The organism is Paenibacillus sp. FSL H7-0690 (assembly GCF_037980415.1).
In the GTDB taxonomy this organism is placed as follows: domain Bacteria; phylum Bacillota; class Bacilli; order Paenibacillales; family Paenibacillaceae; genus Paenibacillus_AQ; species Paenibacillus_AQ odorifer.
Genome location: NZ_CP150281.1, coordinates 3449354 through 3464136 on the forward strand (window position 1 = coordinate 3449354; position 14783 = coordinate 3464136).

Below are 14783 nucleotides of genomic sequence, written 5' to 3' on the forward strand. Positions count from 1 at the left end.
GTTAAGATGATTTCAGATTCAAAAAGAAAGCGCTTTACATGTTGCGAAGAATGCTTTAACAATAAGACTAGGGGGAATTACATTGAAAAAAGGACACACCAAGAACCTGACAGCTACACTGGCACTTACGCTGCTTTTTTCTGCCGGACTGGCTGGCTGCGGAGGCGGCTCCAATGAGAAGAATGCCGGAGGAAAGACGGAGACAGCGGGCAATCAACAGGTGACGATCAAGGTCAGTAACTGGCCAAAGCCGAATGAGGAAGCCAAAATCGCCCAGTATGAGCAGGTCATGGCGAAGATGAAAGCCAATTATCCGGAAATTATTGTGGACAAAGATGAATGGGGTTATGATGTCAGCTCATTCCTGCCAAAAGCGGCCAGCGGCCAGCTTCCGACGGTATACGAAACCTTTTTTACAGAAACAAGCAAAATCATCAAGGCAAATTACGCGGCTGACATAACGGATACGATGAAGAAATATGGCTACGACAAGGCGATCAATCCAGATCTGCTGAAAATGGTTACCAAGGACGACAAGTATTATGGGATTCCGAAGGACGGATACGTCATCGGTATGCTCTACAATATGAATCTTTTCAAGGAGGCTGGACTGCTGGACGACAAGGGGATTCCTAAATTTCCTAAAACATATGAAGAGCTAGCAGAAACTGCGCAGATTATTAAACAAAAGACCGGTAAAGCCGGAATGTTCTTGCCTACAAAAAGTGGTCAAGGCGGTTGGATGTTCATGAACATTGCCTGGGCATACGGAGCAGAATTTGAAAAACAGGTAGACGGGAAATGGCAGGCGGTGTTCAATTCGCCTGAAGCAGCAGCGGCCCTGCAATATGTGAAGGACTTAAAATGGAAATATGATGTACTGCCCGACAACAATCTGGTCGATGTTACGAACGATATGTTCCGCTTGTTCGGAACCGATCAGGTCGCTATGAGCTTCGGCACGAATGACTGGTCACCGGTCATCCAGCAACAGACTAAGATGTCCAAGGACAATGTGGCAATGTCCGCGCTTCCAGTAGGACCAATCGGGAAACCTGTAACCCTGCTCGGTGGCGGCCTATATATGTTCTCGCCTAATGTAACACCTGAGCAGATTGATGCCGGATTCAAATGGCTAAAAACCTACGGATTTACACCAGAGTCCTCTGAAGAGGCACTGACCGGTTGGGATATTGAGAAGAAGACACTGAGCGATCAAGGGCTGATCGTAGGGCCTTACGGGCTGCGGATTTGGACTGATGAGAAACGGATTGGAGAAGAACAAAAGATTCTCGACAAATACAACAACGTCAATCTGGATTTGTTCCGTGATTATATGGACAATGGCAGCAAAGGCATGCGGGCGGAAGAACCAGTCAACGCACAGGAATTGTACCAAAAGCTGGATATCGTACTGCAAACCGTACTGACGGACAAGAACGCAGATCCGCAACAGATCTTGGATAGGGCTGCCGAAGAATTCCAACGTGATTATCTCGATAAGGTTAAATAAAACGCAGACCAACGGCGACGTCGTCCTTCTGAAGGGCGGCGATGCCGTTTCTGCGTAGATTGCCTTAACTACTTAAATGAGATAAAGGAGATATGCATAACATGGCAGCAAAAGAATGGGGAGACTGGGGAGCACGCTGGATCTGGCCGCAGGAGGAGCAAGGATCAGCGGATAGGGAACAGCAGCACGAGCGTGCGTACTTTCGCAGAGTGTTCGAACTGCCAGCTGGTATCGGAAAGACCTGCACCCTGGATGTGGCCATTACCGCAGACAGCCGCTACAGGCTGTTCGTCAATGGGCAGCGTTTATGGGCCGGTCCTTGTAAAGGACATGGTCATATACAGTATTATGAAGAATTCAGTCTGGACAATGTTCTACAACCAGGTTTAAATGTGCTTGCTGTTATGGTCGTTCATTATGCAGGGACTACGCCCTTTGAACTGGGTGAAGACGGACCTTTGTCCGTCTGGCGCTCGCAAAAAGGCGGGCTGCTTGTGGAAGCGGCAGTTACACAAGGCGGGCAGCTAGTACAGGAGCTAAATACGGATAGCTCATGGAAAAGTATTAAGGATCGCAGCTATAAGCTCCAGCAGTTTCCGATCATACGCTGGATGGGTGGACTGGAAGAAGTGGAGGGTGACGCAGCGCTGCTGGATTGGACACTGCCCGAATATGATGACAGTGCCTGGCTTGCTAGCGGAATTGTGCAACCGGTGCGGGATGAATATGGCCAATTAACCCCTTGGCAGCTGGCCCGGCGTCCGATTCCGCTGTTGTATGAGCGGGGGCAATTTTTTCTGAAGCTGATGCGCAGCAGTAGCGGGGAAGGGCATGCCTTTTTTGAGGAAGGGCATAGTCTGGATCTGCGAAATGGAGATGGCGGCGCTTCACCCAACGCAGTACTGCCTTCCGCTGGAATAACAATAGAAGCAGGGCAACATTTTTGGTTGGAGTTGGATGCTGGCGAGCTAACCACAGGGTATTTGCAGCTTAGACTTCTTAGAGGCAAAGGTAGCCGGATTACCCTATTATGCGCTGAGTGTTATGAAGAAGAAACGGGGGATGATGAGATTCGCCGCAAAGCTGTCCGCGATAATACGAAGGAACATGTATTAAGAGGCGGTTACGATAGCTATCACCCGGCAGGTTACGGCATCTCTGCGCGTAAGGAAATCTACGAACCGTTCTGGTTCCGTACCTTCCGCTATGTACGGCTGGAAGTGCAGGCTGGTGTCGAGCCTCTAACGATTTCCAGCTTTAGCTATAGGGAGACCGGATATCCACTGCAGCCGGAAGGAAACTTTCACTGCTCCGATGAACAATATAACCAACTATGGGAGCTCAGTGTACGAACACTTCAGCGCTGCATGCATGAGACCTACGAGGATACTCCGTATTATGAACAGCTGCAGTATACCATGGATACCAAACTGATGATGGAGTTTACGTACCTATTATCAGGGGACGACCGGTTAGCGCGGAGAGCTATGGAAGATTATAAGGCCTCTCAGCTACCAAACGGGATGCTGCAAAGTCGCTATCCCTCAGTGCTGCCGCAGGTCATTCCTTCCTTCTCCCTATATTGGATCGGAATGATTCATGACCACTACAGATCCTTCGGGGATATGGCCTTGGTGAATCAGTACCGGTTAGCGCTGTTATCTGTGCTGGACTGGTTCGATCAACATCTGACTCCGGAGGGTCTGGTGGACAGAACGCCCCGCCAATATTGGAATTACTTCGATTGGGTGGAGGAATGGCCGCTCGGCGCACCGGATTGTACGGATGATGCACCCGCAACCGTACTGAGCCTGATGTATGCGGCCGCGCTGGAGCAAGCGGCTGAATTGCTTGCAGCCAGCGGTTGGACACAGATTGCTGGTGAACTGCGTCAACGCAAAGCGGCGGTCAACGCTGCGGTAATGGATTGCTGCCGGCTAACGAACAGTCTGCTGTTCCGCGACAGTCCGGAGGCAACTGCGGGAACGCAGCATAGCCAGCACACGCAGGTCTGGGCGGTTTTGGCGGGCACAGTGGATGTTGTAGAAGGGGCGGCACTGCTGGAGTCAACGTTAACAGACACATCACTGGCTAAGCTTTCGTTGCCGATGAGCTACTATCTATTCCGCGCGCTAGAGAAATGCGGAATGTATGACCGCTCGTTCGGACTATGGACACGGTGGTTGAAGCAGTTGGAGCTTAATCTCACTACACTTCCAGAAATAGATTCAACCGGCACCAGAAGTGACTGCCACGCATGGAGCGCACTGCCGATCACTGAGTTCACCAGAGGGATATTGGGTGTCCAACAAGGAATAGAGGGAATAACTATAAAGCCCCACTATGGAGAACTGCGGCAGGCCAGCGGAACCGTAAGTACAAGTATCGGCCCAATAAACATCAAATGGGAGATCCGTTCAGTAACAGGACAGGAGATCTTCCACATGAAAGCTTTTTGGCAAGCCGGATCGGCAATTACAATAATTCTGCCTAATCATGAAGTGCATGAGACAGATGAGGGTTCCTTTTACAAGGAGATCGACATTAGTCACCTTAGCTGTTAGTCTGATTTCAGTTGATTTTGTTTTCATGATTCATACACCGGAGGGGGATGGGGAAGTCATATGTTCAGATCGTTCGGCCGCAATATCCGCCTAGTCCTGGTGTTGTTCATTACTGTCTATATTGTCGCTTCGAGCTTCATTCTGTACCGTACTATGGAGCATAGAAGCCTTGACATGCTGCGGCAGCTATCCGTTCAGTACACTGGCCAGCAGCATAAGAACACACTTCTGTTCATGAACTGGCTGGAGGAGACCTCGAAGCTTATATCCAACAACCAGGTGGTGCAGAATGCGCTGAAAAAACCAACATATGACGGGGCAATCTCTCCGATACTTGAGGGCATACGTTCTTCCAGTAGTGACATTCTCGGCATTTACATTTGGGGAGAAGCAGGGGGAACTTACTCCTCGAGCAATGTTTCCGGGTTGCTGCCCTTTGCAGAGATCAAAAAAGAACCAGGGATGGAACAATTTCTAAATAACCGAGAGCAGGCTTTGCGCTGGACGGTGCTGAACCGGGAGCATCTAATGAATGCACCTTCGGATCTGCGCGACCGTCTGTTGCTTGAAGTAAAAATTAAGGGTTCGATGGGAGACGTCCTCGGTCTGCTCTCGCTCGAAGTGGAGATTGACAAGCTTTACAGCTTCTACCTATCTGGCGAGAATACAATCTACGGGGGAAATGAAGTTTACCTACTGACCGGAAACAGGAAGCTATTGAGTGCTGCCGATGTCCCGAAGGAGCGCCTGCAGGAGATCAAAGCAGCACTAGTTACTTCGGAAAAAGCTACCTTGCCTGAGCCTGTGACACAGGGTATCGATCAAAATAGTACAGGCAGAGGTGATGCAGATCTGCTGGAGCGGGAAACGGCTGACGGCCTGATTTTGCTCTATCCACTACCGGAATCGGCAGAGCGGATTGTCACCTATATCTCAGCAGATGGCATGAATGCAGAGCTGCGAACGTTTAAGTATTTAATGCTCGCCCTGAACCTCGTAGTGTTCATAGTGTTCTGGCTGCTGATCTCAGTGCTTAGCGGCAGTATAGTTAATCCACTGAAGCAGTTGTACCTGAAGATTAATTCAACAATGAAAGACTAAGATAAGATGGAGTCTGAATCATGAAAATCGCTAACCGAAGTGTATTTCATACATCTAGCTTGGGCAATAAACGGATGAAGTAAGATATAGTTGTATTCAGTACACTTATTATTCGGAAAGTTAGTTGCTGCCAACAGAATTGGAACGTATAGATGTACCAAATACATTTAAACTTCTGCTCGCTGCAAAAAAAGGGTGCTTTAGCTGTATTAAATACAACTAAAGCACCTATAATTCTCGAAAGTATCTTTAATTTGCCACTACTCAGAATAAAACAAGAAATCGTCTTTTTAAGCAAAGTAGAAGTCCCTTCTACCCACTCAAAAAGGATCGATTTCTTTGTTATGTCCGCATTTATAAACTAAATTCGCTAATTGGGCAGTTCCTTCTTCAAGTTGATCGTAACCGTGGTGCCTTGCCCCGGCGTGCTGGAGATACTTAAACCATATTGAGGACCATATTCAAGTTTAATTCGTTCGTCCACATTTCTTAGTCCATACCCGCTCTGAAACAACACATCTTCCTTGGCTTGGCTAAGCGTCGCACCGTTGGAAAATCCCACCCCGTCATCAGTCACTGTGAAGCGAATCTCATCTGCCACTAATTCGCCTTTAATCCAGATTCGGCCCATCCCGCGTTTCTCGCTGATGCCGTGTTTGATCGCATTCTCTGCAATAGGCTGAAGAATCAGCTTCAGAATGCGAACCTTGCGCAGCGATTCCTCAATCTCGTATTCAATCTCGAACTTATCCGGAAACCTCATTTGCTCAACTGTCACAAAACTCTGCACCAAGCGGATTTCTTCGTCCACGGTCACGAACTTGTCGCCTTTATGCAGGCTGATTCGAAAAAAGGTAGCTAATGAAGAAATCAGCCGTTCGATATCGGGCTGCTTCTTCAGTCGGGCAATCCAGGCAATTGCATCCAGTGTGTTGTAGAGAAAATGGGGATTGATCTGTGATTGAAGTGCGGTTAGCTCAGCTTTCCGTTGCTTTTCTTTCTCCTCATCTTTCTCCAGCATTAATTGGCTGATCCGCTCCACCATCTGATAGTAGCTGTTCTCAAGCTGAAAAATCTCATCAACCTGACCGCGCTGTTCATAAACAGCGGCCAGATCTTTTTTGCCAAACAGGCTCAGCTTCTTCTTCAAGTTCAGCAGTGGACGGGTGATTTTGGCTGCCAGATAGAAGGAAAAAATCAGTAGCACAATAAAGGTAACGCTGGCGAACAGAAGCGCATTTTGATTGCCTTTGGCGATTCCCGAGAGCAGTTTGTGATTGGAAATCACACTGGTGAATTCCCAGCTGACCCCAAGTGTCTCCAACCGGGGATTCAAAGGATAAGTAGCAATGATGTAGGAATTTTCGTTATCTGACCAGGTACGATAGCCTTCTTTTTTACCTGGGCGAAGAGGGGCGTTTTCCTCCAAAAAATTGCCCAAGAGCCGTTTGTCGGGGTGAGAAATAATCCGATTGTCGGAAGTCAGGAAGGAGTAGCCGATGCCAGTGAAGCTGGAGGAATACAGGTCCGCCAAAGCAGCCTCCCTGACATAAATGATCACGACCCCGATATTTTGTCCAGTATTGAAATTGCGGAACTGCTGGCCGAATGGAATATACGCATTGCCTTCTCCATCCCGTTTGATCTCACCGACAACAGGCATGCTGCTCTCCTGAATGCGTTTGATGAACAGGGCTTCAGGCACTTCCAGCATCTGCTCCTTAGACTGGTAAGAATAAAGCATATTATCGTTGGTGCTGATAATTACATTACCCACCAGGTCGTTCTGGGCCAGCATACCGTCGATGATAGCTCCAATTCGCGATTCCTTGTCAGCTGACGGCAGGGAATCGTTATTGATGATTTGGTAGATATCACTGTTCACCAGAAACCGCAGAAACAACATTTGAATGTCATCGACCATGAGCTCCACGCTAAGCCCAATTTGGCGCTGAGTCTGAACGACATGGCGGTACAGATCCTTTTGCAGGTAGGTATAGGAATAAAAATTGAAAATAACGAGCATCAGCACCAGATGCATAGACAGTCCTGCTAACAGAACAACAACAATCCGGCTTTTGATCTTGAACCGCCTCATCCAGGAATCCATCCGGTTGGCTAGTCTCCGCTTACCCATAGGTTTTTGCATATTCACTCGGCGGGATGCCCGTCATTTTTTTGAAGATCTGGCTAAAGTATTTGGAGTCGGTGAAGCCGACCTGATTGCCAACCTCGTACACCCGATACTTCGGATTGCGCAGCATACGTTTGGCTTCCTCGATACGGTATTCCGTCAGACATTCGTAAAAAGTTTTGTTCAGATCTTTACGGAACAGATGCATCAAATGGGTTGGACTGACGAAGACCGCCGCAGCAACCATCTCAACGGTAATGTTTCCGGCAAAGTGCTCCCGTATAAAAGCGAGTGCGTCCCTGATTTCGCGCCGGCACCGAGCTCCAGCCTCTTCTTCAGCATACAGCACACGTTCAATGCCAGAAAGGGCACGCTGCGCAGCAAGTACAGCCTGCCGGTATGAATCTACGATCCCGTTCCATTCTCCCGCAGGTTTACCTATGCCGACGCTTAAGGCCTGGCCGAAGTGCTGTTGGCTCCATTCAGATAGTTGTTTGCCCAATTTTCGTGCAGAATCTCCGGCCAGCTCTGGTTCCCCGGTCCGAAGGATCATAACCCACTCCAGATGGCTGTCCCGGAATAGACACAGTTGCTCAAAAGAATGCGCTTCCAGAATAGTCGCCGCTGCATCCTCCAGCGCTTTGCCTACAGTATTTCCTTGAAGGCCGTTATCAGGAGGAAAGGTAATGGACAGCGGTAGGATAGCTTTTCCAGGTTCCAATTGCAGTTCCAGTAATTTTATCTTATTTGAAATAAACTCTTCGTCATGCAGTTGGTCATGCAGCAAATCCTGCCAGAACTGCTTGGAGATCGAGGCCAATTCCTCATTAAGCTGTGAATACCGCTTGGAGAGTTGCTTTTTGCCAAGGATTTCATCCCCCACGCTTCGAACTGTATTTGCAAGTTCTTCTATATTAATGGGCTTTAGCAAATAGGTGGAGGCGCCATAACGCAAAGCAGCCTGAGCATATTGAAATTCGTCATAACCGCTGAGCACGACAATCCCTACGAGCATGTCCTGTTCCCGTATTTTTTCGATGAGCTCAAGACCGTTCATATACGGCATACGAATATCGGTAATGATCACATCTGGACGGTGCAGTAGGGCAAGCTCCAATCCTTCCTCGCCATTGCTGGCTTCTCCTATGATCTCGACGTTGTATTCTGCCCAGTCTATGGTCTGGGTGATGCCCATGCGGACCAGATATTCGTCATCCACTACAAGCGCTTTCAACATTGGCTTCACCTCGAAGTAGTTTCTAATATGTCTTACAGCCATTATAAACATGAAACCTCTTAAAGAGGAGGTATAATTTCTGAGGTTGTCAGGATCGCAAACGATTTCGCAGTATATTCCCCGGTGACTCTGCGCAGTGACTGCCACGTAGCGTAAGGATCAAACATTTCAACAGCTTCGCAAACCGTTTCATAGGATTCCATCCTAACTTTTGCAAAATCCACTGTGATAGACTTTAAGCGTAAAAGAGCAGTAAGCGCTTTTATAAACATAGAGAGATCGAAATTGAACGTTGTAGGAGGAGTACACTAGATGCAAGATTCATTTATTCCATTTGGGTTTCAATATTACCGTTCCCCGACCCCCTTCCGTGATCAATGGGAACAAGACCTAAGCAATATTGCCGGACAGGGCTTCAATTGTGTGAAATATTGGGTACAATGGCGCGCGAGTGTGTCCAAAGAAGGGACCTATCATTTCGATGATATTCAGGAGCTAATGGATATTGCGCAGAGGAATGGTTTGAAGGTCATTTTGAATGTAATTTTCGACGTGGCGCCGGCCTGGTTCTATAAAAAATATCCTGATTCCAAAATGGTTACAGCGGACGGTTCCATTCTGGAACCAAGGGCGATTAACTGCCGCCAGATCGGCGGAGCGCCGGGGCCCTGTTATCATCATGCAGCTGCCGCCGAAGAAAAGGCAAAGTTTCTGGCGGAGACGGTGAAGACTTTTAAGGATCATCCGGCGCTCTGGGTCTGGGATTTATGGAATGAGCCTGAACTAACCACAGGAATCAAGCGCAAGCTGTCTTTTGACAACCAGGTGTGTTATTGCGAGCAATCGCTGTTGGTGTTCCAAGAACGGCTAAAAAATAAATATGTTACTTTGGAAGCCCTCAATGAATCATGGCAGCGGACTTACGGGAGCTGGGAGGAAGTAGAGGCACCGCGTGGACAAGGCGTATTTAATGATCTGGTGGACTGGCGCCTGTTCATGTCCGGTACTTTAACGGATGAGCTGCAGAGCCGGGTAGATATAGTGAAGTCACTGGATCTTTTGCATCCTGTTATGGCCCACACTGTGCCCGCCCCTATCTTTAATATGATTACAGCGGGTTCGGACGACTTCAAGCTGGCTGAGCCCTGTGACTTGACAGGCAATAGCCTTGGGTCCTCGGCCTGGTCTGCTGATCTACTGATCTCTGCCGCCAAAGGTAAACCCATTATCAATTCGGAGATTCATGCTTTGCCAGGCAATACTGCAATGAAGCCGCGTCAGCCGGACCTGCGGGAAATGAAACGGCATATTCTGACCCCGCTCGCTCGTGGCATCACGGGATATTTGTTCTGGCAGTACAGACCAGAGATATTGGGACAGGAGGCCCCTGCATGGGGCAGTGTATATTTGGACGGAAGTCCAACCCCATGGTACAAGGATATGGCTCATCTAAATAAGCTGGTGCAAAACAATAAGCAAGAGCTGATGCATGCAAAACGGCGCGGAGACGGGATTGCCATTCTGTTCAGTCCGCAGAACCAGGTTGCTAACTTTGCGGCACATGATCATCTGGACACCTACAACGATTCCTTACAAGGCGCCCATAAACTACTGCATGAGCTCAATTATAAAGTTGAATTTCTGCATGAGACGGATGTTAACGAGAAGACACTGGAGCAATACCACTGCTTGTGGATGCCTTATCCTCTATATTTGAACCGCAAACTGTGTGACATCCTACGCGAGTGGGTGGAAAAGGGCGGGATCTTGATTTCGGAATGCTCGTTCGGTGCACTTCAGGCAGAGAATGGCTGCCACAGCTATACGGTGCCCGGTTATGGATTTGACCAGGTGTTCGGGGTCCGTGAGACTTGGATTCATTCCGCTGAGAACCTGGATCACAGCTATCATCAGGTTGCGTTCGAATCACGGACAGCGATTCCGTTGCGGAATGTTATGGAGCACAGCAAGGCGGAGGAATCGGCAGCAGACGATACGGCGCACGGATCCTATTACAAATCGGATATCGAGCTGGAAAGCCATGTGAAGGTACTGGCTGAATTTGCCGAGGACCGCATGCCTGTGTTGACTACCGCCGCTTATGGCAACGGGCGTGCCGTATGGTTCGGTACCTTGCTTGCGGCTGCCTACTGGCAGGATGGACATCCCGGAACGCTTCAGCTGGTGCGGGATCTATTACAGAAGGAACTAAAGCTGCAGCCGTATGTACAAGCAAGCGGCGGTGTCCGCGCGGATCTCTCCGAGTGGGAAGGTGAGCAGGACCGAGGGGCATTTCTTTATGTTCATAATGAAGGGGATATGGCGGTTAAGGCTGACGTTACGCTGGGTATTGTTTATACTTCTGTCGAACCGTGGTTTGATGATGGCAGCGCTGAAATTCAACCAATGAATCTATTGAAACCCACAACTACAAAACTGACTGTGCGGGTGGAAGCTGGAGATGTTCAAGTATTCCGATTATCTTAACCGGTATCAGTAAAGAGCGGAGAATATAGAGCCGGTGAAAACTGGCTAAAGGAGTGTATCTATTTGGGTTGGTTAGATTATGTAAATCCATTACAGGGGACGGAGTCAGATTTCCGGTATTCACATGGCAATACACTGCCACTTACAGCGATGCCATTTGGTATGGCGGCTTGGTGCCCGCAAACCTATGAAGCAGGTGGAACCTGGTTCTTCCACCCGCGCCATCGCCACCTAGAGGGCATCCGGCTGACCCATCAGCCCAGCCCGTGGATCGGAGATTATGGGCATCTGATCCTGTTGCCGCAGACAGGTCCACTGCTCCTCAGTCCCGGTTCACGTTCTTCTTCCTTCAAAACGGAAGAGATGCAAGTGTCCCCTCACTATTTCGATGTGTTTCTTCAACGTTACCGCACCCGGCTTGAGCTGACTCCAACCGAACGTTGTGCAGCGATAAGAATAACTTTCGCTGAGAGGCAGCAGAACAGGCTTATTATAGCACCTCTGAAAGGTGAGTCACATCTCACCTTCCAGCCGGATAAACGTAGAATCACCGGCTACACAAGAGGCCATACCGCCGGGGTGCCCGATAATTTCGCGATGTATTTCGTGTTCCAGTTCGATAGGGATTTTCACATGGAGGAGTCGGGAATCTTTAACGGAGATTATCAGCCACTGGGGACCCATGAAGGGACTGGCGAACGACTGGGCGCTTATGTAGGAATAGCTGCACCGGAATCTGGCATAGTGGGAGTGAAGTGCGGGACTTCCTTTATTAGCGGAGAGCAGGCGCTGCTTAATCTGAACCGAGAGATTGGGGAAGACGGCTTCGGAGAGATCTTGAATAGAGCAGAGGCAAGCTGGGAAGAACGGTTGGGGCGCATTGTTGCTGAAAGCGCAGATGAAGAGAACCTCCGCACCTTTTACAGCTGCATGTACCGAATCTGCCTGTTCCCGAGAACGTGGCATGAATATAACGAGCAGAACGAGAAAATCCATTACAGCCCTTTTAATGGCAGCATCTGCCAGGGTCCAATGTATTCGGATATCGGGCTGTGGGATGTATACCGAACCAGCCTTCCTTTATACAGTATCTTATTCCCATCTTTATTGGGTGAGATTATGCAGGCGTGGACATTGGCATACAAGGAGAGCGGCTGGCTGCCAAAGTGGCTGTCACCAGGGGAGCGCAGTGCCATGCCCGGCACACTGATTGATGCCGCAGCTGCGGATGCCGTGGTTAAGGGCATCGGCGGATTTGATACAGAGGTACTGTATGAAGGTCTTCTGAAGCATGCAGATCGTCCATCAGTGGACGAGAAGCTGGGCAGAAGGGGCCTTGAATTGTACTTGCAGCATGGTTATCTGCCGCATGACCGTTTCCATGAAAGTGTAAGCAACACGTTGGATTATGTATACGGAGATTTCTGTATTGCGCAGATGGCCAAAACACTTGGCAAAATGGATGATTATGAGCGTTTTATGGCTCGGGCACAGAATTATAAGCTGCTGTTTGATCTGACAGTTGGGTTTATGAGAGGTCGCAATGAGGACGGTACTTGGCAGGAAGTATTTGATCCTCTGGAGTGGGGTAATCCGTTTTGTGAAGGCGGGGCTTGGCAGGGGAGCTGGGCAGTGCCCCACGACTTCCCGGGACTAGCCGGGCTGATGGGTGGTGAAGAGGCTTTTGTCCAGCGTCTGGATCAGTTGATGACCGAGGAACCGGTATTTAAAGTGGGATCCTATGGTTTGGAAATACACGAAATGTCGGAAATGGCCTCCGCCGATCTGGGGCAGTTTGCCATCAGCAATCAGCCGAGCTTCCACATTCCTTATATATTTGCCAGACTGGGTGTGCTGTCCAAAACGCAATATTGGGTCCGCAAAACCATGGCCGAACTGTTCAGCAGCCAGATGGATGGTTTACCCGGCGACGAAGATAACGGCAGCATGGGTGCTTGGTTTATTTGGAGCGCCATCGGCCTGTACCCTTTAAGTCCTGGAATTCCTGAATATGTGCTCGGCAGCCCGCTTTTTGATAAGGTAACTATTCAGCTTGAAAATGGGCAGCAATGGATCATTGAAGCAGAGAACAACAGCCCCGCCAATGTGTACAGTAAATCCGTCCACTGGAACGGATCGCTATGGCAGCACCACTCTCTGTCACATGATGAGATTGTCAAAGGTGGAGTCTTGAATTTCTGTATGTTTTCGGGCACAGATCAGTCTTAAGAACAATGCAAGGCAGTCTGGAAAATTCCGGACTGCCTTTGTTTTTATTAGATGATTTTACAATCAAAAAAAATTGAGGAACACACTGAATCAGTGATGAATGCAAATCGACTTTTCTATAAATCACTCCGATCCCGTAATTGCATGGAAATCATGCTTGATATACAACAAGCTGCTGCTCACTCCCGACAAACGCGCTGAATTCCTGCACATTGTACAACATTCCACGTTCGAATACGTAACTTCTCTATTCTCCGACAGCATTTTTTTATAGGGCGAAAACTGGGCTTTACGGTCAAATCGTGAAATGGCAAACCATTTCGCAGCTTTCCCGCCTGTTATTTCAACGTAAACATGTCTAATATCGAAGAGAATGAAAGCGCTTAACATCGAGGATGAGAGAGGAGGAAATAACTTATGACTCTAAAACTTCATTCCAAAAGAAATCAGCTAATCGTTATTCTGACCGCTCTGTTAGCAGGAAGCCTGCTGCTGATTGGTGCGAAGAAGTTGCAAGCTCCACAAGCAGAAGAAATGCTTCTGACCCTTAACGGGCAGGAGGCCACAGCAGCGGAGTTCAACTGGCATCTTCAAATGAATCGGGCACTGATTGTTGATTATTTTAAACAAACTTACAACGCCGACTATTCAAAAGACTTCTGGTCTGCCTACTATTCCGGCGAAAATCCAATGCAGAAATGGATCAATACAGCTCAAACTCAGCTTTTGACGAAGCGGATGGAGCTACAGCTTGCTCAAGAAGCAGGAGTCGTAACGGATATCAGTTTTGAAGGTTTTCTCAAGGAGATGGAGCGCGAGAATAATCGGCGGAGTCAGGCAGCAGCGAATAAGGAGGTGGTGTATGGTCCTCTTCATCTGGAGGCGCAGGCCTATTTCAATTATTACATGAGCAACCTTGAGGATGCCACGATTGAGGCAATGCGCAGTAACGGAAGTATCGTGATTTCAGACGAACAGGTGAAATTGGAATATACAGCAAATCTAATTGCGGAATATTCTCTGCCGGGAACGATTCGTCTGGAATGGGCAACGCTTCCCTTTGGCCCAGAAACAGAGTACAAAGATCAGCAAAAAGCCTTAGAAAGAATGGAAAAGCTCCATGCAATAGCAACAGCGACAGCAGCAACAGATTCTTCAGGCACAGGCTTCCAAGACCAGGCAAAAGAGTTTGGCGTAAACGTTGGCGAGGTGAAAATAACAAGTGCTTCACGGCGAACAGCAGCTCTGGAAAATCCAAAGGTATTGCTTACCGCAGAGCAACTGGCGCCGGGAGAGATTAGCAGTTTGTTTGCTGAAAATGGGGCTATCCATCTACTTTACTGCCTGTCGGCAGATGATGCAGCTGTTCAGCCGCTCGATCATGTGAAGGATGCCATCGCACTGAATTTGGCGCAGCAGAAGTATAGATCCATTGTGGACGAAAAGCTGTCCGAAGCTGTCGTGGAATGGAATTACCCGATGGCTGAAGGTCTCGCAAACCAAACCATCCAATAAATG

Annotated in this window: 8 protein-coding genes; 6 read left to right on the forward strand and 2 right to left on the reverse strand. The window is 48.6% G+C overall.

Going from position 1 to position 14783, the window contains the following annotated elements; translation table 11 throughout:
• Positions 1-82: 82 nt before the first annotated feature.
• The 3 genes from MHI32_RS15260 to MHI32_RS15270 all read left to right on the forward strand — a co-directional run bounded on the left by MHI32_RS15260 (position 83) and on the right by MHI32_RS15270 (position 5178).
• The gene (locus MHI32_RS15260; protein ID WP_081383668.1) at positions 83-1513 is read left to right on the forward strand and encodes an extracellular solute-binding protein; all 1431 of its coding nucleotides are present in this window, start codon (positions 83-85) and stop codon (positions 1511-1513) included.
• 101 nt (positions 1514-1614) lie between these two features.
• Positions 1615-4077, forward strand: a complete 2463-nt coding sequence (locus MHI32_RS15265; protein ID WP_280752976.1) for a hypothetical protein — start codon at positions 1615-1617, stop codon at positions 4075-4077.
• 60 nt (positions 4078-4137) lie between these two features.
• Positions 4138-5178, forward strand: coding sequence for a hypothetical protein (locus tag MHI32_RS15270; protein WP_280752977.1), 1041 nt, complete (start codon positions 4138-4140; stop codon positions 5176-5178).
• 370 nt (positions 5179-5548) lie between these two features.
• Here MHI32_RS15270 and MHI32_RS15275 read toward each other — a convergent pair whose 3' ends face one another.
• Together MHI32_RS15275 and MHI32_RS15280 are read right to left on the reverse strand one after the other, a co-directional pair.
• Positions 5549-7276, reverse strand: coding sequence for a sensor histidine kinase (locus MHI32_RS15275; protein ID WP_340012686.1), 1728 nt, complete (start codon positions 7274-7276; stop codon positions 5549-5551).
• Between the two features lie 31 nt (positions 7277-7307).
• Positions 7308-8591, reverse strand: a complete 1284-nt coding sequence (locus MHI32_RS15280) for a response regulator (RefSeq protein WP_076307826.1) — start codon at positions 8589-8591, stop codon at positions 7308-7310.
• Positions 8592-8861: 270 nt separating this feature from the next.
• Here MHI32_RS15280 and MHI32_RS15285 point away from each other — a divergent pair, with 270 nt between their 5' ends.
• The 3 genes from MHI32_RS15285 to MHI32_RS15295 all read left to right on the forward strand — a co-directional run bounded on the left by MHI32_RS15285 (position 8862) and on the right by MHI32_RS15295 (position 14780).
• A complete protein-coding gene (locus MHI32_RS15285) occupies positions 8862-11036 on the forward strand; it encodes an alpha-amylase family protein (RefSeq protein ID WP_076307827.1) in 2175 nt (724 codons plus the stop codon).
• A 63-nt stretch (positions 11037-11099) separates the two neighbouring features.
• On the forward strand, positions 11100-13265 hold the full coding sequence (locus MHI32_RS15290; RefSeq protein WP_340010124.1) for a GH92 family glycosyl hydrolase: 2166 nt from the start codon (positions 11100-11102) through the stop codon (positions 13263-13265).
• 417 nt (positions 13266-13682) lie between these two features.
• Entirely contained in the window at positions 13683-14780 is a 1098-nt protein-coding gene (locus tag MHI32_RS15295) for a hypothetical protein (RefSeq protein ID WP_340010126.1), read from the forward strand.
• Positions 14781-14783: the final 3 nt, after the last annotated feature.

Coding starts and splice junctions, on each gene's coding strand:
- MHI32_RS15265 (WP_280752976.1), top strand. CDS start 1,615: ATGGCAGCAAAAGAATGGGGAGACTGGGGAGCACGCTGGATCTGGCCG.
- MHI32_RS15270 (WP_280752977.1), top strand. CDS start 4,138: ATGTTCAGATCGTTCGGCCGCAATATCCGCCTAGTCCTGGTGTTGTTC.
- MHI32_RS15275 (WP_340012686.1), bottom strand. CDS start 7,276: ATGAGGCGGTTCAAGATCAAAAGCCGGATTGTTGTTGTTCTGTTAGCA.
- MHI32_RS15280 (WP_076307826.1), bottom strand. CDS start 8,591: ATGGCTGTAAGACATATTAGAAACTACTTCGAGGTGAAGCCAATGTTG.
- MHI32_RS15285 (WP_076307827.1), top strand. CDS start 8,862: ATGCAAGATTCATTTATTCCATTTGGGTTTCAATATTACCGTTCCCCG.
- MHI32_RS15295 (WP_340010126.1), top strand. CDS start 13,683: ATGACTCTAAAACTTCATTCCAAAAGAAATCAGCTAATCGTTATTCTG.